The sequence below is a fragment of the Cupriavidus basilensis genome, from assembly GCF_008801925.2.
Classification (GTDB): Bacteria; Pseudomonadota; Gammaproteobacteria; order Burkholderiales; family Burkholderiaceae; genus Cupriavidus; species Cupriavidus basilensis.
In genome coordinates this window covers 35,676-59,573 of the sequence record NZ_CP062809.1, presented here as the reverse complement: position 1 = coordinate 59,573, position 23,898 = coordinate 35,676, and the positions used below count along the sequence as shown (strand labels likewise).

Here is a 23,898-nt window from a genome sequence, read left to right as displayed (position 1 = left end):
CGCGCCAGTGCTAGCTTTGCGTACCGTCACTTATTGCACTGAAAACGAGGAGACCCCGGCCTGCTTCAAACGCATCAGCAGGCGCCAGCCGCAGCAACCTCTGCGCCTGATCGACCGTCCCCGCCAACCACAAATCCACATCACCCAGCTCAATGGGAATCACGCTGCGCTTGTCCTGCTGATCGGCGGTTAGCTTTGGGTCGGACTTGTGCATGCACTTCATCAAAGGGTGATGGTCGGCATTCAGCGTGAGCATCGTGTAGCTCTCGTGGACTTCGCCTGTGGTTTTGTCAGTCCAAGTGTTCCGTAGGCCGGCCAATCCCCATGGCGCCCCATCGGCACGCTTGAAGCGCCACCACACATTCTTCCCCGTTTCCCAATTGGGGTCGTCAAACGAGGCGGCAGGAATGATGCAGCGCTGCCCACGCACCCACGGGTGCTTGTAGCTGGCTTTGTCTGCCAATTCCTCAGAGCGTGCGTTGTTGGTCGGGTATTTGAGTTTTGGCTCCTTGGCGAACCAAGGGATCAGACCCCACTGCCCCACTACGCCCTCGCGGCAATAACCAGCATCGTCCCGCGCACGGCGAATGAATGGACCCGGCGCACGCGGAAACACTTCGCGCACTTGCTCATCCTCCCAGCATCGATTTGGATTCTGGCGGCCAACGTGTCAGTACTCTTCCATTTCGCGCTCGCCTCGCGCATTGCAACGGTTGCAGATACAGCTTCCTGCCTTGCAGCTTATTCAGCGGCGGCACTGTCGCCTGCATGTATTCTGCGCACCATTTGTGCCTGGCATAGAGCCCAAGGCCGGCTAGTAAAACTCCGGCGCATCAACGAGCAGTTTGGAATTAACGTAGCCGTTGAACGGCCCAGTTTGCATCAAACGTTACAGGAATAGTCATTCCATTTGCGTCATAACTCATTGATATGAAATCCCCAGCAACCAAATAGGTATCTGATTGAATAGGAATGGTCGCGGAACCAAGAGGAACTCGCAATGTTAATATCAATGCAACGTTTACATTTAAGATGGGTAGTTTAGTAGCAGTCAAAAGACTACCATTTCTATTAACAACGATCTGCGGATTAATACTAGAACCCAACGAAGTATTCACCGCAGCAGTGGTTTGATAATTGATGTGCCCACTAATTCTATAGACTCCAGAATCAGGGACTGTAAAAACCCCTATAACTGGATTAAATGAGGGATGGGAATAATTCGGTGTTGCAACATCCCAATTTAAAAAACTGGTCGATGCTGCTGTATTCATTTGCAATTTAGCTGAAAAACTTGTCTCTGCAAAATTCACTGCAGAATCACCTTGAGGTCCTGCTGGGCCGGGGGAACCGGCGGGCCCATCTAGGCCAGGGACTCCCTGTGGCCCCGTCGCTCCATCAACTCCATCCGCGCCAGCAGGACCCGTCGCACCGATAGGACCTGTAGGTCCCGTAGGCCCAGGTGCTCCAATCAGAGCTGGAGAAGCACATGTTCCAAGCGTTCCACTCGTATCTCGGCACACAACGTTTGTATAAATGCCTGCCGACGGCAAGCCGGGTAGTTGCACTTGCTGTCCGGGCATTATTTTGATTGCAGGCTTACCGACATCTGAATTGATGATCACGCCACCACCTGGAGCAGGCGAAATAACGACATCTTCTGCAGCAGCCAACAAACCAGTGGAAATTAATCCCAATGTTAGCCCTACGTTTAATTTGAAATGGATTTTCATGTGCGCTTAGTAAATTAAATTAATTATTTTTGACTCATGTTCCACGGCGAATGCGATTGCATCCCATGGCAGCCATCGCCAACGCGAGAAATACTACGAAATACGCCTGAAGCGAAGGAACTGAAGCGACAGATGTCGGAGTAGCGTGACTAATTGGATCTATTACCCCCACTTTGCCAATCGCCGGACAGGAAGCAATATCCACTCGACTTAGGCTGCCGCCACTTGCATTTACAGTTCCGTTGTTCGTGTATTGCTGGGCAAGCTGAACACTGCTGCGCGCCATGTCCAAACTACCTCCTGCAAATACCGAAAGATTGCGCACACCTATAGTGCTTGCACCGGAGCCTTGTATGGCAGCACCTCCGATGACCAAATCAGTGCATCCTAGTAGCGCAGAGCCGCCACCTAGATTTAGCTGCGCTCCACGCGGAATGAGCACATCTGATCGAGCAACTCCGGTGATGAGTATGAAGAAGACAGGCAGCAAGCTATGGACAGCCCGAAGTGCTTTGGCGTTAACATTTGCATGCATTTGACACATGTTCGCGATTAAACACATGTACTCATTTACTGTAAATACCTCGAACAGGGTAATTTTCAGCAAATCATCCGAGGGTTAACCCGCGACGATTGCATCGCGCAACCTGCAACATCAGGGATGTTTGGGCTTTCTCTAAACTCAGACCTCAGCCCCTACAGGGCGTGGAAACAGCGCAAAAGCTGTGCATCTACGGGTGTTCCCGTGAGTGGCTCGTACACGATGTAAAGCGCATCGATGACGGACTGATCACTAACCTACGTCACCAGAATCGCTCTAAAAATTTAAGCATCGGCCTGGAAAAAATTCTGAATAATCAAGCTCCGAAACCATCGATGTGCTGGTTCGTTGTGAACGCGTTCGTGCCAATACATAAATATGTCGAATGGCATTGCATCGAAGGGACAAGTCAGCACCTCGAGATTGAGGCGCGGCTTCATCAGGCGCGCTAGCGTCGATGGCGCAACAAGCAAACAGTCGGATTCGCCGACGAGGATTGCGCTCAGCAGGAAGCTCGGAGATACCGCTTTTATGGATCCACGCGGCAACATTTTGACTAGCGCGTTTTCAACAAGGCTATGGGCATGTCCCAGCATCCCCGTCGATACGACAACATGGCTATGTTCGAAGAAGCGCTCCATCGTGAAGTCACCCGATAGGGCCGGATGTCCACGCCGGGCAAGGCACACATACCGCTCTGTAAAAAGCCGCCTACAGTGAATTCCGCTTTCGAGCGCCGGAAATGCGCCTACAGCCACATCGACGGCGCCTGAGCGGAGTTCGTCGGGCAGGCTATTGATGGCAAGCCGGTGCGAACGGAATTGAATATTTGGAAAACCTTCACACTTTTGCATTAGCTCGGGAATCAACATCAGTTCACCGATGTCGGATGCCGCGACAGAAAACTCTCTCTCGCTTGTGAGCGGATCGAATGGCGCTACGGGCGAGATTTCATCTAGCGCAAGTTCAATGATCTTCGAGATCGGCTCGATGATGGCCAGAGTTCGCGGCGTGGGCTCCATGCCGTGTCCTGTCGAAACAAACAAGGGATCGTTGAGCTCACGGCGCAGCTTTGCCAAGCCACGATTCATTGCGGCCTGAGAAATACCAAGTTCCTCGGACGCTTTGCGCAGGTTTCGGTGCTTTTTTAAAACGAGCATTGCGCGAAGCAACGGGAGATCAATCTCAGGAAGATACATAGCAATTCCTCGGGAATTTCAGGTCTTCGACGCGGCAATTGCCTATCGAATCCAATTGAGCGGCGGCTAGGGACCCTCTGCACGAATCAGATCGACGCTTGGCTCGCGCGGACTCGGGCGGTCTGCGGCGTTGCAAATCCTCGCGATAGCTGTGGCTATCGCTGCAGTTTGCGCCTTACATCCCATCCCGATCCGCACTAGCAGCTTGTCGATCGATTCGTGCAGAGGGTCCTTAGGTGTAATGTTTCAATAGGTTGTTCAACCGGACAGGTCTGGGAAACTGGAGTTACCACGCTTCAGCAACTCAGAGGAATCCTGCCGGATGAACAGCCATAAGAATGCCAGACTTACCTTCGAAGGTCGCAAATTGTTGATCGAACGCATCGCAGTCATGGGGCTGATCCCTGCGGCCGAAGCCGCAGGGATCAGCCAGCGCACCGCCTGCAAGTGGCGAAAGCGCTTCGCCATGCTCGGGCACGAAGGCTTGATCGACCGAAGTTCCAGGCCAGCGCGAACGCGCACCACCGTTGATGCCGAGTTGATGCAACGCATTGAGCGGCTCAGGCGCAAACGCATGCCCATGCGCCGCATTGCCCAGGTCGTCGGTCGCAGCGTCGCCACCATCAGCCGCGTGCTGGCGCAATTGGGCCTGTCGAGCCTGAATGCCATCGACCCCAAGGAGCCCGTCGTGCGCTACGAACACGAGGCGCCTGGCGATCTGTTGCACATGGATATGAAAAAGCTCGGGCGCATCGCCATGCCAGGCCATCGCGTCACGGGAAACCCGCGAAACCATACGCGTGGAGTCGGCTGGGAGGTGGCGCATGTGGCCATTGATGACCACTCGCGTGTCGGTTTTGTGCAGATGTACCCGAACGAGCAAAGGCCGTCAGTGGTGGCCTTCTTGGAGGCAGCCGTGGCGCACTACGAGGCGCTGGGCGTGACCATCAAGCGTTTGATCACCGACAACGGCCCAGCCTACAGGTCGAAGGTATTCGCGCGTGCCTGCCAAGCTCTGGGTATTAAGCACACGTTCACACGTCCCTACCGCCCACAAACCAATGGCAAGGCCGAACGATTCATCCAGACGTGTCTGCGTGAATGGGCCTACGGGCGCATCTGGGCAACCAGCCAAGAACGCACCGCATGGTTGCCCGCATTCTTGGCTTATTACAACGCCCGAAGGCCGCACTCGGCCTTGGGATATAAGCCTCCAGCATCCCGACTTGGCGGGAACAACCTATTGCAAATCAACACTTAGGCGACTACGATTGTCGCGGCGTTGAAGTGAAGTCATTAGTTCATCCTATCGGCAAAGCCGCCGAACCGCTCTTGCGGCAAACACTCGGGCGAGCTCGCTGGTCTTCGGCCCTTGTTTGCAGGTGACGCTCTGAGGCGCACGTTGCAATCGAGTTGAGTCTGTTTGCGGAGTTGGTTTACGACCGCGCGCAGGCCACATTCCATGCCTGCGAGCAGCATTCTCGCGGCCGAAAATCCGCCAAAACACACGTAGCGGATTTATTCGCAATCCTCTGGTATTCCCTTAAAAAGCACATCGATTTCCGAACAGCCGAAGTTCGCTAATCAACGTTGCTGCACTTGCCTATCTCTTGAGAAGATCCATCGAACGGTCAGTTAGCCGAATAAGCGCTAAAGACTAATCGCGATTGACTTGCCATTTGTTCCACAGAGAACGGTATGCAGTCAATTAAATATAAAAGCAGAAGGAGACAATTTTGAAATCTAAGACTATCCAAGATAACCCTGGAGTTTTTCAAAACCCGCAGGTTCTCGTTGTCGGCGCAGGTCCGTCTGGGCTTATTCTTTGCCACGAACTGCTTCGTCGAGGTATTAAATGCCGTTTGATCGAGAAGAAATCACACCCTTCAGGATCAACTCGAGCCTTTACATTACATGCTCGCACAATGGAAATGTTCGATCATATGGGACTTGCATCGCGTATCGATGAATTACGCGAAGTTTGCCCTGGTAATCGGTTTCACTTTCCAGAACTCTCCCTCGGTTCAAATCAATCGCCCGTTCTCGATTTTGGAAGACTTCCTGGGACCCGATATAACTACTATGGCAAGGTCAATCAAAATGATCTTGACCGCGCATTACGTGAATCTTTAGCTGCCAATTACGATTTCCATCCTGAATATGGTGTTGAATATATTGAAAGTGAACAAGAGGCAGATTTAGTACGCGTCAAAGTGCAGCGTGGTGGTAAAGAGGGAGAAGTCGAAGAAATAGTAGTGCCGTGGGTAGTGGGCGCTGATGGATCGCGAAGCACGGTACGGTCCACACTGGGACTTGCTTTTGAACAGCGCGAAGGCAATTCCATGACGATGTCGATGGTTGATGCTTATGTCGATGGCTTTAATGGCGACCGAAGCTGGGTGAATTATTACGTCAGCGCGAAAGGATTTTTGCTGCTTACGGGTTTACCGGGCGGTAAATATCGCATTTACCTGGCAGGCGATCTTGAAAACTTTCTAAAAGAAGGCACACCGCAAGAAGCCTTCCAACGGGCATTAGATTCCTTCGATACTGGGGCGAACATCACTGCGATGGATTGGTCTTCGACTTGGGAGATTCGAAAGATCGTCGGCGAGACTTATATGCTCGGGCGCATTTTGTTGTGCGGAGATGCGACACACGTGCATTCGCCAGCTGGTGGCCAGGGTATGAATGCATGTATGCAAGATGCTTTCAATCTTGGATGGAAGCTCGCGCTAATGATTCAAAAGCGCTCGCCGCACAACGTATTAGAGTCCTATGCAACCGAGCGTCGTCCCATCGCGGAACAGGTCACGGCTGGCGCAGATCGAATGCACCAGATTTTGTTTAATGCCTCGATTCCCGTAGCGGATCGTTTCAAGCTCACACAAGATCCCAATTGGCATGACGAAGCGATCATGCGCATTTCTGCGCTCTCGCACAATTACAGAGGTGTTGATGGTGTTGTAGCCGACCTCGATCTAGCCGAAGGTGTTCCGCTTCCAGGTGACCGGGCACCGGATTGCATCCTCTCTGACGAGCCGCCGCGAATGCGTCTGTACGACTCGACAAGACACCCTGGATTTACGCTGCTCTGGCTATGCGAGCCGGTAGCCGAGGCGAAAGAAAAATATGTCGCTTTGACACAGACTCTTCAGAAAAAGTATGGCCGCCTTGTTAAGAGCGTGCATATTACATCGGCTCATGCCGAAGGTATTAATCCAGATGAGATTATTGTCGACCGATCACAGAAAATCCAATTGGCATATGGCGGCGATAAAAATCAGATGATTTTAGTAAGGCCAGACCTGTACGTTGGATTTCGCGGATCTCATGAAGCATCCGAATCACTTTTCGACTACTTGAACAAATGGATTCTCCCGCTGGATTCACAAATTTCCAGTGCGCTATAAAGCGATTTTTTCAATATTTTCCTAAGGAATTAATATGAGCACGGATTCTATTCGAGGACTGCATCACATCACGCTGTGCACAGAATCTGCACAATCGGATGTTGATTTTTTTGTCAAAGTGATTGGGCAACGATTCATCAAGCGGACGCTTTTCTACGATGGTCGCATCCCGATTTACCATCTTTATTTTGCAGATGAAATGGGAACGCCCGGCACCGTGATGACAACCTTCCCGCTGCGCCGCACTGGTTTGGTTGGGCGCAAAGGGTCGGGCCAGTTCACTGCTGTGGCCTACTCTATTCCCGCAGGATCAATCGATTTTTGGCGTGAACATTTAGGCAAAAACAATATCCCAATCACCGCAGAATCTGAGCGTTTTGGTGAAAAATACCTTCGATTTGTACATGCGGGAATTGATTTTGAGGTAGTCGAAGACCCAACCGATTTGCGCGCTCCCTGGCGTTCTGAGTATGTGCCCGAACAGTACGCCGTGCGCGGTTTTCACAATTGGACTGCGGTGGTACGCGAGCTTGAAGATATGGAGGTTTTTCTCAAAACGGCTTGGAACTTCCGTCTCACGAGTTCTGACGGTAAATTCAAGCGCTATGAATCTGGTAGCGGCGGCGCCGGCAAGCGAATCGATATTCTGCACGAACCCGATATGCGCCAAGGCACCTGGACTCTTGGACAAGGCATTATTCACCACGGCGCTTTTGATGTACCAGACTACGACACTCAAGCGCGCGTCAAATTCGATGCCGAAGGCATGGGATTTACAGATTTCTCCGACCGTAAAAACAGAGGCTATTTCGAATCGGTTTATGTTCGCACGCCAGGCGGAGTAATGTTTGAAGCTACCAAATCCCTTGGTTTCAAAATGGATGAGGAAGAAGCCCTGCTTGGCACTGAACTGATGATCGCGCCCGAATTGGCAAAAGCCTATTCAAGGCCTGACGTCTTGGCGCTTATGGAGCGCGAAGACCCGATTCATATTTAACGCCCTATCCCACATCACAACGAGTTCAACAAATGAAATCTTATAAGTTGATTGGGTTTGGCCCAAAAAAGGTATTGCTGTTTCCTGGATTGCTTGGCACGCAGGATGCCTTCAATCAAATGCTGAAATATGCTGATTTGGAGAATTTTCAATATGCCATCGCGGAGTATCGCGGTTATGGCGGGTCGAAAAATCTACCCGGATTATTTAACTTGCGGGAGGTTGTTATTGATGCCTATAAGCTCGTCGAGTTTTTGGGTTGGAAGGACTTCGCGATTGGCGGGCATTCCATTGGCGCTTTAGCGGCACAAATGGTGGCAATTGCCATGCCGCAACGGGTCGGCTCAATCGTCTCAATCGCGGGTATGAGTGCCAAAGGTGGAAGCCGCGATCCCGATCGCATGGCGCTGTTGAATGCTGCTGCAAACAGTGCCGAGCATCGCGAGCAAATGGTTGCCGGTGGCACGGCTGGCCGATACACGCCCGGGTTCGCACGCACCGAGGTCGCAGCGACATTCGATAGCATCGATCCCCTCGCGTTTGCCTCGTACGCCAAGGATGCAAGCCAAACTGACGTGAGTGAAGAGGCCAAGAATTTGCCTATGCCCATTCTGGCTCTTGTGGGGGAGCACGATCCGGCCTGCAGTGAGCAAGCTGCGCGGGCCACGACGTCGGAGATCTATCGGACCGCCTCTGTCGAGGTCATTGCGGGTGCGGGGCACTATCCGCACTGCGAAGCCCCGATCGCAACCTTGACGTTGATAGAGAAGTTCCTCTCCACATCCGCCCGTTGATCTTGAAAGGAGATCAGCAGCGCTGCTCTCTACTACCAATGCAAAATATTTCCTTTACCTATTCGCCCTTGGGCGCGCGCGTTGTATTTGGTGAGGGCAGCCTTGACAGGCTTTCCGAAGAATTTGCAACGCTTGGCGGCACACGCGCCCTTGTTCTGTGCACCCCCGAACAAACGGCTCTGGGGAAAATTGTGGGGGACGCTTTGGGGTCCCGTTTTGCGGGACTTTTCCCCAAAGCAGCAATGCACGTCCCTCTAGACATTGCGCGCGAGGCGAGATCCCTTGCAAGCACTTTAGGTGTCGACTGTATTGTTGCGGCCGGCGGCGGCTCAACGATCGGTTTGGGAAAAGCGATAGCGCTGGAATCGAACATTCCAATCATCGCCATTCCCACGACTTACGCAGGATCGGAAATGACGCCGATTTACGGCATTACCGATGGCAATGAAAAGCGCACTGGACGCGACCCAAAGGTTCTTCCGCGCACCGTGCTCTACGATCCGGCGCTGACACTTTCGCTTCCAACGCCGATGAGTGTCACCAGTGGCATCAATGCGATCGCGCATTGCGTTGAGGCCCTGTATGCCGAGGATCGAAATCCCATCACCTCTCTCATCGCCGAGGAAGGTATTCGCTCCCTCGCGCAGGGACTGCCCAAGGTGGTTGAAAATTCCGCCGATCAATCTGCTCGGTCACAGTGCCTCTACGGCGCTTGGTTGTCCGGTATGGCATTGGGAGCGACTTCCGTCGCCTTGCATCACAAGCTGTGCCATACGCTGGGTGGAATGCTCAATCTTCCGCACGCAGAAACCCATACCGTGGTTCTTCCGCACGCATTAGCCTACAACGCGGGATCGGCGCCCGAGGCTATGGCGCGCATTGCAAGAGCGCTGAACAGCAAAAATCCGGCACTGGGAATCTACGATCTCGCCACCCAATTGGGCGCGCCCACCTCTCTTCGAGGATTGGGTGTGAAATCGGAGGATCTCGACAAAGTGGCTGATGCGGCGATGAAGAAGCCTTATCCAAATCCACGAGCGCTGGAGCGAGCCGCTATTCGGGAACTCCTTGAGCGCGCATGGCTTGGCGCGGCGCCTGTTTGAATGCGATTTCAATAGTTCGTCGTGCTCACATGCCCAATCACTTCGCTCATGTCGCCTGAAACGCTCTATCAAAGTCACACAACTTCACCGCTATGGATACCAGCTCGTCGAGGACAACACTGTGCCGGTCTGCTTTGCAAGCGGCCACGTAGGCAACGTCTGGAACTGGAGGAACGACACGCAGCACTTCGAGCATTCCCAAATCAACAAAGGGCTGGAGGCAGTGGCGAGGCAGATGCGCCACTCCCAGCCCTGAAACGGTCATTCCGATTGTTGCCATGAGGTTGTTGCTCACGATTCGATTTGCCGATGCAATGCCTGCCGCTTTGAACCATTTTTCATACAGCGCTCCCGTCGCTGATCGCACCCCCTGAGAAAGCACTCGCTGGCTCGCAATGTTGTGGACCGTCAGCTCTGCTTGAGGCGCAAAGATGCCGGATTTCGCCATCCAAGCGTTCACAACCTTACCCAACCTTGTCTTGGCCAGCCGGCTGTCTTCAAACATATCGGGAAGTATTGCGATATCCAGTTGGTCTTCAAGAAGCTTGTTGCGCAGTCCAAAACTGTCATCAATATCCGGCTCAAAGGACGTGTTTGGGAACCTGCTTTGCACTTCATTCACGAATCGAGGCAACCACGTCATGGCCGTGAGTTCTGTCACTCCGATTCGCAGTTGCCGCTCGGGTGGCTCCGCAGTTGCGAATCCGTTGATTGCAAGCTCTCTTCGTTCGAGCAAATCCTTGGCGATTCGAAACATTTCCTCGCCCTTCTGCGTAAGTCGTGCTGAACGAAGCGACCGATCAAACAATGGCGTCCCAAAGGCGTCTTCAAGCTCCTGAACCCTTTTGGAGACCGCAGGTTGCGTTGTGTGAAGCTTTAAGGCGGCCTGAGAAAAGCCACCCAGTTGGGCAACCCAGTAAATGGCTTCAAGCTGCTTGAATGTCATCATGATATATAAATAAAAGTTATTTTATTTTATAAAAATTTATCGCTTTTATTTATCATATTACGCATTGAGAATTGCATCATGCCAAATGCAAACCTTCTCTCCCATTCGGTCAAAGCAATGAAGCCGTCGGCCACATTAGAGTCCGCCCAGCTTGCGCGAGACCTCAAATCACAGGGCCGCGATGTGATTTCGCTAGCTACTGGTGAGCCGGACTTCCCCACACCTGCCCACATCATCGAAGCAGCACACAAAGCTGCGGTGGATGGAAAGACGAAGTACTCGCCAGTGAATGGTGTGCCTGAGCTGCGCGCAGCCATTGCTGCGAAGCTAAAACTCGACAACGCCCTTGATGTTGACGTCCAGAATATTGTGGTTTGCAGCGGCGCGAAGCAAGTCATCTCCAACGCCTTCATCGCGACGCTCAATCCTGGTGACGAGGTCATCATTCCCGCTCCGTACTGGGTTTCGTATCCGGAGCTGGTGAGCATGCTCGGTGGCGTGCCAGTCGTTGCTCAAACTGATGGCCCAAGATTCATTCTTTCGCCCGAAGAGCTCGAAAAGCGTATTAGCCCGCGCACGAAATGGCTCTTGCTCAACTCACCAAGCAACCCAAGTGGCGCGACATACTCGGACACCGAACTCAAAGAGCTTGGCAAGGTGCTCCAGCGGCATCCGCACGTATTGGTGATGACCGACGATATCTACGAGTATCTGGTCTACGGCGACACAACGTTCGCAACCTTGGCACAAGCTGTGCCGGAACTTGCAGACCGCACTTTGGTCATCAATGGCGTGTCCAAAGCCTATGCCATGACCGGATGGCGCATTGGCTATGCGGCTGGGCGAACTGAACTCATCAAGGCAATGTGCAAGGTTCAAGGTCAGTTGAGTTCAGCGCCGAACATGGTCGCTCAATATGCCGCTGCAGCGGCTTTAAACGGACCTCGAACTGAGGTCAGAAATTTCGTTCGAACCTACGACGAGCGCCGAAAAATATCAGCCGCAATCTTGAACGCGACCGACGGCCTCTCGTGCACGTTGCCCGACGGCGCGTTTTACCTATTTCCCTCCTGCCAAAACATCCTTGGAAAGAAAACGCAGCAAGGAAAGGTCATCGATACGGATGCGGCGTTCGCAACTGAATTACTCAATAGCGAAGGTGTCGCTGTGGTGCCGGGAAGCGCCTTTGGGGGTCTCCTCGTTTTCAGTGCAATAAGTGACGGTACGAAAAGCTAGCACTGGCGCGGAGGTGGTGTTGGTAGATCGTTGATTTCATTGACTTTCCTGTTCACTTTCAAATCTGCGATTCGTGGCGTCAAACCGTGGTCGGTTTCATCCATTGGTGCCAGTTATCGATGCATTTGGCCGCGAAGGCAGGATTTGGTCAGCATAGCGGTCAACCGGGAAGCGAAACACACCCCGCAAGTTGATGCTCTCCAGCCTGGTGGGCGCAATCTTCCCGATCAGTTCCGGTGGAATGACCTGGCGGCGGTTCGACCAGCGATCCAGGACCGCCTGCATCTGTGAGGTATTCCACGCCATCACGATGTTGGCCATCAGGCTCAACGCATCGGCCACAGCCTGCATTTCATCGACACGTTTGGCCTGCGCCGGGCTGATCCGGCCGGTATAAATCGCCCGCTTCAAGGCATTGACCGCCTCACCCCGGTTGAGTACCCGACGCAGCTCATTCCTGAAGGCGTCTTTGACAAAGTAGTCGGCCAGGAACGCAGTTCGCAGCAAGCGCCCCAACTGAACACCCGCTTCGTAGATGGGGTCTCCCCGCGCCGCCGATCCAAATCTGGCCAGCGCTGCAACTGCGCTGGCGTTGCCGCTCATCACCGAGGCTGCCAAATGGACCAAGGTGTCCCAGTGCTTCTCAATCAAAGCGGTATCGACGGTAGCCTCGCAAACTGCTGCGATCTCCGGTGGAATGATCGTGCCACGCGGCACGTACAGATGACGCTGCTTCAATTCCTTCAGTCGTGGGCATAGATCGAACCCCAGTAGCCGGGCCAACGCCATGGCAAAGTCGGTGTAGCCGTGGGTGTCCACCGCCAACTGGCTGGTCTCGATGGATTCTTGGCGCACGACACCCTCAATGGCGACCCCTGCCTGGCGCTCATTGAGCACAAAAGGCTGCGCGTAGAAGATCCCCCATCGGTCACGCACATGGGAGTAGATGCCAATCGAGGACGTGTTGCGTCTTGGATCCTGTCGGGCCTGCCACACCCGTTGGGTGGTTTCCATGCTCATCATGTCGGACGACGCCAGGTCCGTGCGACCCCATGTCGCTGCAATGGGGTGCCGTTGCATGAACTCCAGCACCGCGTGGCAGGCTTGACTCAAGCGACGCTCGTCCCCGGCCCAACGCATGGCCTGACGGATGCTGGTGGCAGACAACTGCGGAATCATACGGGCGCATTCGGCCGCCGTCAGACTGGTGCCGTGGGCCATGATGCCGGCGTAGACCATCAGCAGCTCTTCTGTCGAACGTGGCTCGCGGCCAAGCATGATCCAGCTGAAACGTACCTGAGCGTCAACGGCCAGGATCACTTCTGGGAGTTGCACCTCACCGATCCTCAGGTCAAGTTTGGCCCTCAACTTAATCACCTCTGGATCTTCATCCTCTGCCGGCAATACTGAAAGGTGGAGTTCTTCGTCCACGCGCAGCACACCGCTGCGCGCGGCGACGGCCACTGCCTCCACGCCGGCGCGTACCTTGGCCAGCAACGGCTTCAAAAGTGTGGATGCATTGGCTGGCAGTGACAGTCGGGCATAGTGCCGTTTGGCTTCTTCCTGCCAGCGCGCATCAGTGAAGAACAGGCGTGCGCGGCCACGAAAGCTCAGGCTGTGCTCAATCCACACCGAACCGTTGCGCACGGCACGTCGCAATGAAAACAGGGTGGCCACCTCCAAGGCCCGAAACGCGCGCTCCCGGTCGGCACCCGCAATCGCGCCGCTCCAGACCGAACCCAAGCGAGGGGCGCTGACATCAGCAGGTAGTTCGCGAAGTTTGCCCGCGTACAGTTTCGTCAATTGGGCCAAGGCTGTGGTCACCGGGTGCTCGCTATTGGCCTGCCAGGGCAGCTTGGTGATTTCGGCCAGCAAAGAGCGCACGGGACGTATGGCGTCAAACAAACGCTCACGCACCACCGAGGCCCGGCTGGGTGGTTTGCCTTGCTGGCTGGCACTGAGCAGGGCAACAATTCGAGCCCGCAACTCCGCGTCTTGAAGTTCACCCTGGGCGACCAAACCAGCCAGCTCTGCCAGCAATGTCTTGTACAGGTCAGCCCAATTGACCGTCTCCGTGACACCTGCTGCGACCGTGCGCCAAAGATCGGCAACGCGCCGCTGAACCATCAAGATAGCTTGGTCTGTGCTGGTAAACAGGCAGTGCCGTAAAAAGCAGCCAACCTCCACTGTGCGAGCGGGTTCTTTGATCCTGGCCCCCACCGAGGGAGGCCTTGAAGCCAGGCGGCGTGCATAGCGCCGCACAATGAGACCGGACAGGTCGTCCAGGTGTTTGTGGACATTCAGGGCGTACAGCAGTTCGATTCGCTCGAACACCTCGCCAATTTGTTTGGTTGAGTGTTTGGCCGGTGCCGACCACAACCAGCTCTGCTGGGTTTGCCCATCCGGGCGCAATGCGGCCATGGCATCCCGCCAGCGCACCAGTTGTTCGGGCAGCACAGATGCCGCAATCGTTTTGGCTGTTTCTTCTTCGAGTTGTCCCAGCGCCGCTGTGACCAGGACACGGATGTCACGGTCGCGCAGGATCAGGATCTTGCTTTGATACAACCAGCGCCGAGCGAATACGAGCAATTGATCCCGATCGGCGCAGCGGGCCACCTCATCGCGCAGGGTGCGTACCAGGGCGCGACGTTGGTGCTCCGTCATCCAATGAAACCCCAGGACATCACAGGCCAGTTGTTGATGGTCAAAGAGGGTTCGACCGCGAACATACAGGGCTCGCAGGGATGCCAGTTCAACAGCAGTGATGCCGATTTCGTCACCCAGATGGCGCCACAGGGTTGTCGGAACGATGCGCACCGAATTCAGCAGGCGCCCGCTCAAGCGCAAGAAACCTATGTGCAGTGCCAGACCCAGCTTGTGGGCGTTGCTTCGGCGGGCGTTGATGAGCTCGCGCTCAGTACGGCTGTACGTGAAAAACGACTGAAGCTCGAAGGTGCTGATTTCCCTTGGCAGCTCTCGCAGGCCAAGGTAGGTTGTGTGCCAGCTTTGCATCTTGTGTCTCCGGTGATTGGGGCAGACACAATACGCCTGAAAAAGTGAACAGGAAAACCAATGAAATCAAGGGCTTATCAGACCACCCCTACGCCAGTGCTCGATCTCCTACCGTCACTTTTGACAACGAAAACAAATCGACCCCTGTCAAGGAAAACGGGCCTGCAGCATCGCCAGGAACGGCGATGGAGGCCCGCTAGGGGACGCCAGCAGCGCAGTTAAAACGTCGCGTCTTTCAGCGAGATCGAACACCCGTTGTAGTCGTAGCTCACGTCCGACACGACACCCGACACCCGAGCGGTTTTCCCGGTTGAAAGCTGGGTGACGTTGAGCTTGTTGTCTGTACCGGCATGCACCGAAACCTGGCCGGAGCGCAGGAACACCCGATAGCGAGGCTGGAAGCCTTCGGTGACGGAGCGCACTTCACCGCTGACCGCAAGGCCCTTGTTGGCATAGAGGCCGTTTGCTCGCACCTGGTTGTCTTTCGCGGCCTGGCAGATTTGCGGCAGGGATTCCGTGAGCATCACCGGGGCGGTGGCCTTCTGCACATCCTTGGCGACTTGATCCAACGCAGCGCAGCCCGCGAGGGCGAGCAATGGAATAACGAGGGCTAGACACTTCTTGGTTGATTGCATAGACACGACCTTGAGGGTTGGTTAGGAAATTGGGTGTCGGGATGCCCCCGACTGCTCACCACTAGGCAGGTGACGCAGCCGCTAGACCGAAGCGAGCGGCTTTTAGTACGTAGGCACGTAGATGACTTCAATGTCCACGCGCTGGTTCTGGTGCCGCCCTTCTGGCGTCGAGTTGTCGGCCACGAAGTCGGATGCCGAAGCGAAGTTCACCATGATCTTGAGCGGCGACACGCCGCGCGCAATCAGGTACTGGCGGGCCGACAAGGCCCGGCGCAAGGCCAGGGCCTCATCGGCCGCGCTGGGGCGTAGCGTGCTGGTGCGACCGCTGACGTAGATGATCGTGGCCCCCTTCGCCTCGGCCAGCAGCTCGGCCGTGGAAGCGTCCGGCCGGAACGTGGTGCTGCTGTCGGAGAAGGACACCGAAACAGCGGTCAAGACCGGCTCGCCATAGCTCACGGCCGCCATGCCGGCAGCGCCGGCGGCCATCGCGCCAGGCGCGAAGGCAAGGGACGCCAAGGAGAGGGTCAGAAAAAGGGCTTTGCGCATGGTGCGGACTCCAAATCAGAAGAACAGGTAGCCGGCCTTGCTCATGGGGATGCGGATCAACCACAGAGCGGCCAGGTGCAGCGGGTAATAGGCGTAGAACGCCCAGCGCAGGCGCGGCATGGGCAGATCGACGCGGGAAGCGACCAGGAGCAGCGGCAGCGAGGCCAGCGCCCACAGGTTGCGATTGATGAACCACAGCGCCGCGCAGGCGAGCAGCGCGACGGCCGCGGCGGCCCAGGTGGGCCGCTTGCGGTACGACCACACCGCCAGGCCGAAGGCCACGGCCGGCCACCAGTATTCGACCAGGCCGCCACCGACCAGGAACACCAGGCCGGCGCCGACCAGGTGCAGCGGGCCGCCCTTTTCCACCAGGTAGGCGCACGCCGTCACGACCAGGAGCGTGAACAAGACATTGAGGGGCCACCACCCGGCGGACAGGCCACCCAGGGCGACGAAGGGCACCGAGGCCACAGCGCCGAACACCGCGAGGCGCTTCATCGTGCGCGTGTACGCGCCGCGCTCGAATGCACCAGGTCGAGCCAGGTTGTAGGCCAGCACGAAAACGAAGATCGGCAGCGCCAGGCGGCCGGCCTCGAAGAGAAACGGCAGCGTGCCATTGAACAGGTACTTGTTGACGTGATCGCCGGTCATCAGGGCCAGCGCGAGCCACTTCAACGCTTCGACCGTCCCATCCGGCACGTGCAAGGGCTTCATCCGCGCTTGCCCCCGCGTGAGGCATAGGCGCGCAGCACCAGGAAGATGATGTACAGCGCAGGAAGCGACAGCACGAAGGCAATGGGCTTGCCGATCCATGCCGGCAGCGCCCACAGCAGCAGACCCAGCGCGAAGATCGGGCCGAGGCCCAGCAAGAGCAGATCGAATTGCCCCTTGGCCTGCGATTCGGCCCAGTTGCAATAGGCGGTCAGCACCCGGCCGAAACCGAGCGTGTAGCGCATCATGAAGGCGTGGAATTTGTCCATGTTTTAGCCGCTAAATCGGAAGGCCCGCCCTACTCCGGCGAGCCTTCGCTTCTGTTGTTGAAGGAGATCGAGCGCGGCACGTAGCCGCCCGCGACGTTGATGGATGGAGCTGCTGCCGGCCTGGCCGCCGGCGCGGCCGCTGGGGCCGCTGCCGTGGCCTGCTGGGCGGCTTGCACCGCCGGCGCTGGCCCGGTCGGCATCGAGGGCGTGGCCCCCGCCTTCGTCACGTCCAGCGTGACGAACCGAGCTTCGAGCCAATCCGCCCACTTGGCGGCCTTGCGCATCAGGTCGGCGCGATACACCGCGTTGTACTGCGGCGTGCGTGAGTGGTAATTCGCGGCCTTCGTCCAGAGATCGCCCTTGTCGTTGCGAATGTGCATCCGCAAGCGCCAGGCGGCGAGGTCGAACGAGTAGCAGCCAGCGGCCGCTACATCGTCCGCCGTGATGCCGTAGCGGGCCAGGTCGCGCAGGTAAGCCGTGTTGAACTGCATCGGCCCCACGTCATGAGTGCCGTTCGAGTTGCGCACCCACTGGCCCGGCTTGCCGCCTTCCTTCTCCGCGACGGCCAACACGATGTTGGCCGGCACTTCGTACTTCACGGCCGCCGAAACGGCGCACACGACGCGCTCCTGGAGCTGCGGCGGAAGGTCGGCAGCAAAGGGCATGTCAGTAACCCCCCCAGGAAGCGCGGCGGCGCTCTTCGTCCTCGCGCCGGATGCGTTCGTTGTACTCGGCCAGCGCCCGGTCATAGTCGGCCGCTTCGACCCAATACCCGCCCCTTTCTGGCGTGCCGACATAGCGCGGCTTGGTGCTGCTGAAATCGGTGTAAGCGTGGTTGGTGTAGGCCGCGCAGTAGTCGGGCATCTGGTTGCTGATGTACGTCGTCCCGTCCTCGTAGCCCTGCCAGAACACCAGCGTTTGATTCAGGGCCTGCGCATCGCAACGGCCAGCGCCGCGCGACATGGCCGACACCAGCGCGGACATTTCCGGCGTCTGGTTCGACACCGGGCACAGATCGAGGAAGTTCTTGCGCTTCTTGATCGTGTCGGACATTTTCCGCGCCGTGATGCTGAAATACTTGCGAAGCGACGGCGCGCATTCGCTCGGGCGGGTGCCGCTTGCGAGGCACAGGATCGCCTCGCAAGCCAGGCGGGTGTCGCCGGTCAGCACGTCTTGCGCGCTGGCCGTGCCGACCGAGCAGAGGGCCGCCACAGCGGCCACGATGGAAAGCAACTTCTTCTTCATGATGAACACTCCTTTGGGTTACGCAGATTTGTCGTTGCGGCCGCCGTCACGGAACGCGGCTACTTCGGACTCGGGATCGGCAGAGCTGTCAGCTCCGGCCAGGCTGTTGTCGCCGAAGGTCGGCGAGGGTTGTTGATCGGGCACGTCGATGCTCGTGTCGGCCGAGCTGCCGCCCTGCGCCTTGATCGCGGCCGCGATCTTTCCGCCGGTGGTGTCGGCGATGCGTTCCATCGCCGAGTCGCGCATGCTGGCGGCCTTCGCGGCCGCCACCGCACCTACACCCTTCGCCAAGTTCGCGCCGGCGTCGGCCGTGACGCGGCCGGCCTTGCCAAGCGCGGAAGCGGCCGAGGCCAGCATGCCGGGGCCGGTACTACCAGGTGCGTCCTGCTGGCCGCCCTGCCCCGCTCCCTGGCCCTGGCCGCCACCCTGGCCGGCCTTCGCGCCGCCGGCGTCACCGCCGCCGCTGGCCTTCTGGCCGCCGCCTTCGCCACCCTTCGAGCTGGAGCCGGCCTTATCGCCGCCGGCCTTGTCGCCGCCTTTGTCGCCGCCCTTCGACTCGCCGCCGCTGCTGCCGCCGCCGCCAGAGTCGCCACCGCCGCCACCGAAGCCGGCGGCTTGGCCCAGGGGCGTGCTGGTGCCGGCTTCACCGCCACCACCACCGCCAGAGTCGCCGCCACCACCACCGCCCAGCATGGACATGACATCCGACCCGGACGAGACGTTTTCATTGGCCTTCGAGAACGCGGCCATGACCGCAGAAGCACCGCCGGCGGCCGAGGCCGCGCCGGCCGCCAGAGCAGCGCCGCCGGTTGCCGCTGCTGCGGCCGCCATGCCAGCGGCACCGAGGGCCGCGCCTGCGCCGAAGTTGCCGATGCCGGCACCGCCCACGCTCGCGCCGGTGATGACGCCGGCGATGAGCGCCGGAATCTTGTTGACGAGTGCCAGCAGGATCACGCAGACGATGAGCATCACGCCCATTTCCTTGAGGTTGATCCCCTCGCTCATGCGCGCGTAGTAGTCATCCAGAAAGGTCTTGCCGATGCCGACCAGCAGCACCATTGCCATGAGCTGCGCGGCCACACCCAGCACGGTCTTGTAGTAGTTGATCGCCATGTCGGAAGTCCACCGCGACCCACCGAAGCCGAGGAAGAACACGCCGCCATAGGCGAGCACCCAACCAGACGCCAGGAGAAGAAGCATGTTCACGCCGATGAGCGCGAGCACGATCAAGATGGCAACGGCCATGAGGATGCCGGCCATGCTGTCCACCGGCGACCACACCGAGGACTGATCCATCACCTTGTAGAAGATGGCAAAGCCAATATCGACAATGCCGGAAGGCGACAAGGCTTGACCCAAGCCCGTCGCGTTGCCGGCAATTTGGCGTAGCGACGCATAGATGGTCGAGGCGAAGTTAGGGCCGTTCGTCAGCAACCACCAGAAGAAGCCGGTGAAGATGGTGAAGCGGACAAGCTCCGCGAAGAACTCCCCAATGTCGGCCTTGCGCAAGGCCATCATGCCGAACGTCCAGACCATCGAGATCGTCACCAGCAGCCAGAACAACCAGGATGCGGCGTTGGTGATGACACCGGCCCAGCCGCTGGCGGCGGCGTTGTAGCGGTTCAGAACGTCATCGAAGAGGCCCGAGCTGTTCATTTGGGCGGAAGCGTCCGTAGAAAAGAACGCCAGCCAAACGAGCAGCGGCAGGGCGAGTTTCAAGCTGGCTGGCATTCTCATTCGTCAGTACCTCACCAGGACTTAGGTTCGCTAGGTTTGAACGAGCCGGCCCGCAGGCACTGCGATGAAAACGCCTCTTGCACGCTCTTATCGAGCTTGGCGATGTTCTCGGGTTTGCAGTTCTCGGCATTCACTTCGGGCAGCGTCACCGGCTCGGGCTTTTTCTCGCAGCCGGCCAGCAGGGCCGCCACAAGGGCGGCCGCTGCCAGGATCGAGGGTTTGGATAGGCGCATGTATCCCCCTTACCAATTACGGGCCGGACTGGCCCTGTACTCGCCCTTGCGCAGCGCCTCGCCGGCGGCTTGCTGCTGCGCTTCACGGTCGGCTTCGACCTGCATCCGCGTGGCGATGGCGTTCTGCTGCGCGACCATGAGGCCCCGGATTTGCAGAAGCTGGTTTGCCTGCTGGGCCGCGAGCTGGTTGGCGAAGCCGATGGCCTGCATTTGCCCGTTCGCGCCCTGCGCGGCCGACTGGAGCCGTTCGAGCTGGCGCGCGTCGGACTTCAAGGCGTCCTGCTGGCGATCCAGGCCCTTGAACAAGGCATCGTTGGCCTTCTTCTGGCTCTCGCTCGCCAGGCGGCGGTTCTCGGCCATTGCGGCCTGTTCGGCGGGCGTGCAGCCGCCGGTGCCGTTGAAGCACGGCGAGCTGCGGTAGTAGGCCACGTCCTGGAACTTGCCCAGGTACGAGTCGATGCTGCCGAGCTGGGTCTTGTAGTAGTTCAGCGTATCGACCGCATTCATCAGCCCGTTGATCGTGGACTGCGCCTGATCCCAGATATAGGCCGCCGGCGCGACCGTGTTCTGGATCATGTTTTCGTACTGCTGGAGCTGGGTTTGGTACTGCTCAATTTGCTTGAGCGTCTGCGCCACCGACTCGATGGCCGTCATGACGTTCTGCACCAGGTTCCCGCCGTCGATGACGGGAATGCCGGCCTGCGCGGGCGACATGGTGGTGATCGACCCGGCCATCAGAGTGACGGCGAGAGCGACTTTAGCGGCTAAAAACTTCTGCTTCATTTGCTTTCTCCTGGCGTTAGTAGTCAAACGATTGGTACGGCTTCGAGAACGTCATGTCCTTGGTCACGATGACGTTGAACCGATAGCCGGGGCGGATTTCCAAGGTCGGGGCAATGTTCAGATTCTTGGAAACGAGTTGGGCGATGGTGTTGCCCAGCACTTGCCCAAGTGCTTCGCTCAAAGCATCGCTGGCGCGCTGCTGATTGCCGGTGGAACCGCTGTTGTCCTGGCTCATGCTCACGGCGGCGATGACGCCCGACATGAGGAAGGCCGAGCCGAACACGCGCAGGTAGTGGTTATTCACCTGGTCATTGAAGCCCGCGTACCCGGCGCTATCCGCGCCCGGCATCGTGCCAATGTCCATCGCCTTGCCATCGGGGAACACGATGCGCTGCCAAGCCACAAGCACGCGCGACTGACCGTAGGCAACATCGCTCGAATACGACCCGACCAGGCGCGAGCCTTGCGGAATCAGCAGATGCTTGCCGGTCGGCGTGTCGTACACGTTCTGCGCGACCTGGGCCATGATCTGGCCCGGCAAGTCGGAGTTGATGCCCGAAATGAGCGTGGCCGGCACCACGAAGCCGGCGCGCAGCTCGAAGGGCGAGCGCGGCGCTTCGGGCTGGGAGTCCAGCCGCCAACGGTCGCCCTGGCCGCTTCCCGCGAACTGCGCGTAGTTCTTGCCCTGGCCGCCACCGGCGGTTTGCAAGAGCTGCGGCGCACCACCACCCACGCCGCCGCCGGCCTGCTGGCCGCCGACGCCCGAGGCGCGAAGCTGCGCGAGCCGGGCCTGATAGGCGGCGGTCGGATCGCCCGATGCTTGCGCACCGATTTGCTGCCGCACAGCCGCCAGGCGGGACAGCATTTCGTCGCGCGTCTGCGGCGTGCCCGGCTGCGCGCCCGATGACCCGCTGCTGCGCGGCGCATCGACACGAACGCCCGTCTTGGCCTTGACCGCTTCCTGGAACATTTGCAGCTTCGCCATGCGGATGCGGTCGGCTTCATCGTCATGCACCGGCTGGCCCAGGTTGCCGCTGGGCGGTGGCGGCGGCGCGTCCAGGTCGGGGCGCGCGACAAGCACCGGCGCAGCCTCTGGCCCGGTCGCCAGCTCCGGCGGCTTGAGCGGCGAGGCCGCTTCTACCGTGCCGCCATCCCTGTCGCCGACGATCTCCTTGGCGAACATCGACGTGTTACCCGCCTTCTCGGCCGCGCCTTGCGCCGGTGCGTTCTGCTTCGCAGCGCGATCCGCCGCGACCAGCATCATCACCAGCAGGAAGGCACCCAGCGCGGCCGCAAGGATGTACATCGGCATGTTGTTGACACGCCGCACGCCGGACTTCTTCGATACCGCGCCCGGCGAGGCGTCCGGTGCCATTTGATCGGCTTGGTCACTCATAGGTCACTCCTTGCGCACCCAATACCCAGCCGGCGCAAAGCTGCCGTCTTGCACCAGGTACGGGCGGGTGATGGATTGATGGCCGACCAACAGAGTCAGGCGGTACAGGTTCGAGTCGCCGGCCTGGTCGAGCACGTACCGCAGCGGCAGGGCCGCCGGCGATGCCGGCTCACTGGCCGCCGTGGCCTGCGCCTTCGCGCTGGCCGGGTTGAACTCCAGTAGGGCATAGCCGCGCTCGCGCAACGTCAGCACCAGGGCCTGGCCGAAGGCATCAGGCGTGGCCTGTTGCAGCTCCAGGCGCGTCTTGGCCGGCGGGTACAGCACAGCGAGCTGCTGCACCGCTTCGCGGGCGAGCTGCTGCTGATCGACCGTTGCGGTCGGCGGGACGAAGTTGCCGTATTGGCCGGTGGTCGCGCAGCCGCCCAGGGCGAGGACGAACAGCGCAGCAAAGATGATCTTGCGCATGGTCACTTCCTCCGGGAGATAGTCACGCGGTCTTGGCTTCCACCAACACCGGCAATCAGGATCGCGCGGTCAAACACCGTGTCCACGATGTAGCGATTGCCCTGCACGCGATAGTTCACCATCACGGTTTCCTCGTCGCGGAAGATGCCGCCCTCGCGGCGCACGACCAGGAGCGTCGGCGCTTCGGTTTGCTCCATCGTTCCGGGCATTTCGATGATGGTCTTGCGGCCATCGTTGAACACACGCACCGGCTTCCAGCTCGCCGAGCCGGACAGGTCATAGTCGAACTTGAGATCGCCCAGGTACTCGCCGGTCTGCGGGATGGTGCGGTCGGTGCGTTCTTGCGTTTCGCGGCGCTGGATCGCGTCCCACTTCGCAAGCGCGTCCTCGGGGTAGGTGAACGAGACTTGCGGCATGTACTCGGTGCGATGCGAGCGCAGGCGCAGGTGATAGGCGCGGCGGTTCGTCGTCACGATGAGGCTGGTTTCCAGGCCAACATCCATCGGCTTGATGATGAGGTGCTGCACTTCGTTGGGGCCGCTGCCGGTGATGGCCGGCTCGACCGTCCACCGGGCCGTGTCGCCCAGGTTGATCGAGTTGACTTGCTCGCCTGGCTGCAAGGCCACGTCGCACACCTGGAGCACCGCGCACACGATGCTGGGCTGCTGCGCGCCGAACAGGAACTTGATCGCGCCATTGGAGCCGGCGACGGGCTTCATGCCGGTGGCAGCGCCCGCGTTCCATCGCTTCGCAATGTCGATGGCCGCGCGCTCTTGAGGCGTCAGCGTCGGGTTCTTGCCGGTGAAATACTTGTCGGCCAGGTCATCGGCGGCCAGGGCCAGGGTGGGCGACAGCAGCGCAGCGCCCAAGGCGACAACGGAAAAGATTTTCTTCATGGTGA

The 23,898-nt window shown here is 58.4% G+C and carries 23 protein-coding genes and 1 pseudogene; 6 read left to right on the top strand and 18 right to left on the bottom strand.

Going from position 1 to position 23,898, the window contains the following annotated elements; all coding sequences use genetic code 11:
* Positions 1-10: 10 nt before the first annotated feature.
* From F7R26_RS40645 to F7R26_RS40630, 4 genes and pseudogenes are all read right to left on the bottom strand, one after another.
* A pseudogene (locus F7R26_RS40645) lies at positions 11-721 on the bottom strand (SOS response-associated peptidase).
* Positions 722-851: 130 nt separating this feature from the next.
* Entirely contained in the window at positions 852-1,733 is an 882-nt protein-coding gene (locus F7R26_RS41575) for a collagen-like triple helix repeat-containing protein (RefSeq protein WP_193692305.1), read from the bottom strand.
* A gap of 34 nt (positions 1,734-1,767) precedes the next feature.
* Positions 1,768-2,340, bottom strand: a complete 573-nt coding sequence (locus F7R26_RS40635; RefSeq protein WP_193692304.1) for a hypothetical protein — start codon at positions 2,338-2,340, stop codon at positions 1,768-1,770.
* A gap of 218 nt (positions 2,341-2,558) precedes the next feature.
* Positions 2,559-3,473, bottom strand: coding sequence for a LysR family transcriptional regulator (locus tag F7R26_RS40630; RefSeq protein ID WP_193692302.1), 915 nt, complete (start codon positions 3,471-3,473; stop codon positions 2,559-2,561).
* 322 nt (positions 3,474-3,795) lie between these two features.
* On the opposite strand from F7R26_RS40630, the gene F7R26_RS40625 reads away from it, so the two are divergent.
* The 5 genes from F7R26_RS40625 to F7R26_RS40605 all read left to right on the top strand — a co-directional run bounded on the left by F7R26_RS40625 (position 3,796) and on the right by F7R26_RS40605 (position 9,780).
* On the top strand, positions 3,796-4,734 hold the full coding sequence (locus F7R26_RS40625) for an IS481 family transposase (RefSeq protein WP_193692301.1): 939 nt from the start codon (positions 3,796-3,798) through the stop codon (positions 4,732-4,734).
* 475 nt (positions 4,735-5,209) lie between these two features.
* Positions 5,210-6,886, top strand: a complete 1,677-nt coding sequence (locus tag F7R26_RS40620; RefSeq protein ID WP_193692300.1) for an FAD-dependent monooxygenase — start codon at positions 5,210-5,212, stop codon at positions 6,884-6,886.
* A gap of 34 nt (positions 6,887-6,920) precedes the next feature.
* Positions 6,921-7,883 (top strand): VOC family protein, encoded by a 963-nt coding sequence (locus F7R26_RS40615; RefSeq protein ID WP_193692299.1) that lies wholly within the window; start codon positions 6,921-6,923, stop codon positions 7,881-7,883.
* A gap of 32 nt (positions 7,884-7,915) precedes the next feature.
* Positions 7,916-8,677: an alpha/beta fold hydrolase gene (locus F7R26_RS40610; RefSeq protein ID WP_193692298.1), complete on the top strand. Its 762-nt coding sequence runs from the start codon at positions 7,916-7,918 to the stop codon at positions 8,675-8,677.
* A 38-nt stretch (positions 8,678-8,715) separates the two neighbouring features.
* Complete coding sequence (locus F7R26_RS40605; RefSeq protein WP_193692297.1) at positions 8,716-9,780, top strand: maleylacetate reductase; 1,065 nt, start codon at positions 8,716-8,718, stop codon at positions 9,778-9,780.
* Positions 9,781-9,826: 46 nt separating this feature from the next.
* On the opposite strand, the gene F7R26_RS40600 is transcribed toward F7R26_RS40605, so the two are convergent.
* The gene (locus tag F7R26_RS40600; protein ID WP_338404738.1) at positions 9,827-10,729 is read right to left on the bottom strand and encodes a LysR family transcriptional regulator; all 903 of its coding nucleotides are present in this window, start codon (positions 10,727-10,729) and stop codon (positions 9,827-9,829) included.
* A gap of 78 nt (positions 10,730-10,807) precedes the next feature.
* Here F7R26_RS40600 and F7R26_RS40595 point away from each other — a divergent pair, with 78 nt between their 5' ends.
* Positions 10,808-11,965 carry a pyridoxal phosphate-dependent aminotransferase gene (locus F7R26_RS40595; protein WP_193692296.1) on the top strand — a complete coding sequence of 386 codons (1,158 nt, stop codon included), beginning with the start codon at positions 10,808-10,810 and terminating at the stop codon, positions 11,963-11,965.
* 96 nt (positions 11,966-12,061) lie between these two features.
* On the opposite strand, the gene F7R26_RS40590 is transcribed toward F7R26_RS40595, so the two are convergent.
* From F7R26_RS40590 to trbG, 13 genes are all read right to left on the bottom strand, one after another.
* On the bottom strand, positions 12,062-14,977 hold the full coding sequence (locus F7R26_RS40590) for a Tn3 family transposase (RefSeq protein ID WP_193692295.1): 2,916 nt from the start codon (positions 14,975-14,977) through the stop codon (positions 12,062-12,064).
* Positions 14,978-15,195: 218 nt separating this feature from the next.
* Positions 15,196-15,612, bottom strand: coding sequence for a hypothetical protein (locus tag F7R26_RS40585; RefSeq protein ID WP_012478195.1), 417 nt, complete (start codon positions 15,610-15,612; stop codon positions 15,196-15,198).
* Between the two features lie 102 nt (positions 15,613-15,714).
* Entirely contained in the window at positions 15,715-16,158 is a 444-nt protein-coding gene (locus tag F7R26_RS40580) for an OmpA family protein (protein WP_011255142.1), read from the bottom strand.
* A 15-nt stretch (positions 16,159-16,173) separates the two neighbouring features.
* Entirely contained in the window at positions 16,174-16,872 is a 699-nt protein-coding gene (locus F7R26_RS40575; RefSeq protein ID WP_012478194.1) for a TraX family protein, read from the bottom strand.
* Positions 16,869-17,138: a hypothetical protein gene (locus F7R26_RS40570; RefSeq protein WP_011255140.1), complete on the bottom strand. Its 270-nt coding sequence runs from the start codon at positions 17,136-17,138 to the stop codon at positions 16,869-16,871. Before F7R26_RS40570 ends, F7R26_RS40575 begins: the two co-directional genes overlap by 4 nt.
* Before the next feature lie 29 nt (positions 17,139-17,167).
* Positions 17,168-17,803, bottom strand: coding sequence for a transglycosylase SLT domain-containing protein (locus F7R26_RS40565; protein ID WP_011255139.1), 636 nt, complete (start codon positions 17,801-17,803; stop codon positions 17,168-17,170).
* Between the two features lies 1 nt (position 17,804).
* A complete protein-coding gene (locus F7R26_RS40560; RefSeq protein WP_011255138.1) occupies positions 17,805-18,383 on the bottom strand; it encodes a TrbM/KikA/MpfK family conjugal transfer protein in 579 nt (192 codons plus the stop codon).
* Between the two features lie 18 nt (positions 18,384-18,401).
* The gene (gene trbL, locus F7R26_RS40555) at positions 18,402-20,120 is read right to left on the bottom strand and encodes a P-type conjugative transfer protein TrbL (RefSeq protein WP_012478193.1); all 1,719 of its coding nucleotides are present in this window, start codon (positions 20,118-20,120) and stop codon (positions 18,402-18,404) included.
* Positions 20,121-20,131: 11 nt separating this feature from the next.
* On the bottom strand, positions 20,132-20,353 hold the full coding sequence (gene trbK, locus F7R26_RS40550; protein WP_011255136.1) for an entry exclusion lipoprotein TrbK: 222 nt from the start codon (positions 20,351-20,353) through the stop codon (positions 20,132-20,134).
* Positions 20,354-20,362: 9 nt separating this feature from the next.
* A complete protein-coding gene (gene trbJ / locus F7R26_RS40545; protein WP_011255135.1) occupies positions 20,363-21,136 on the bottom strand; it encodes a P-type conjugative transfer protein TrbJ in 774 nt (257 codons plus the stop codon).
* A gap of 16 nt (positions 21,137-21,152) precedes the next feature.
* Positions 21,153-22,532, bottom strand: coding sequence for a TrbI/VirB10 family protein (locus tag F7R26_RS40540; RefSeq protein WP_012478192.1), 1,380 nt, complete (start codon positions 22,530-22,532; stop codon positions 21,153-21,155).
* A gap of 3 nt (positions 22,533-22,535) precedes the next feature.
* Positions 22,536-22,997, bottom strand: a complete 462-nt coding sequence (locus tag F7R26_RS40535) for a lipoprotein (protein ID WP_011013267.1) — start codon at positions 22,995-22,997, stop codon at positions 22,536-22,538.
* 2 nt (positions 22,998-22,999) lie between these two features.
* A complete protein-coding gene (trbG, locus tag F7R26_RS40530) occupies positions 23,000-23,893 on the bottom strand; it encodes a P-type conjugative transfer protein TrbG (RefSeq protein WP_014386236.1) in 894 nt (297 codons plus the stop codon).
* Positions 23,894-23,898: the final 5 nt, after the last annotated feature.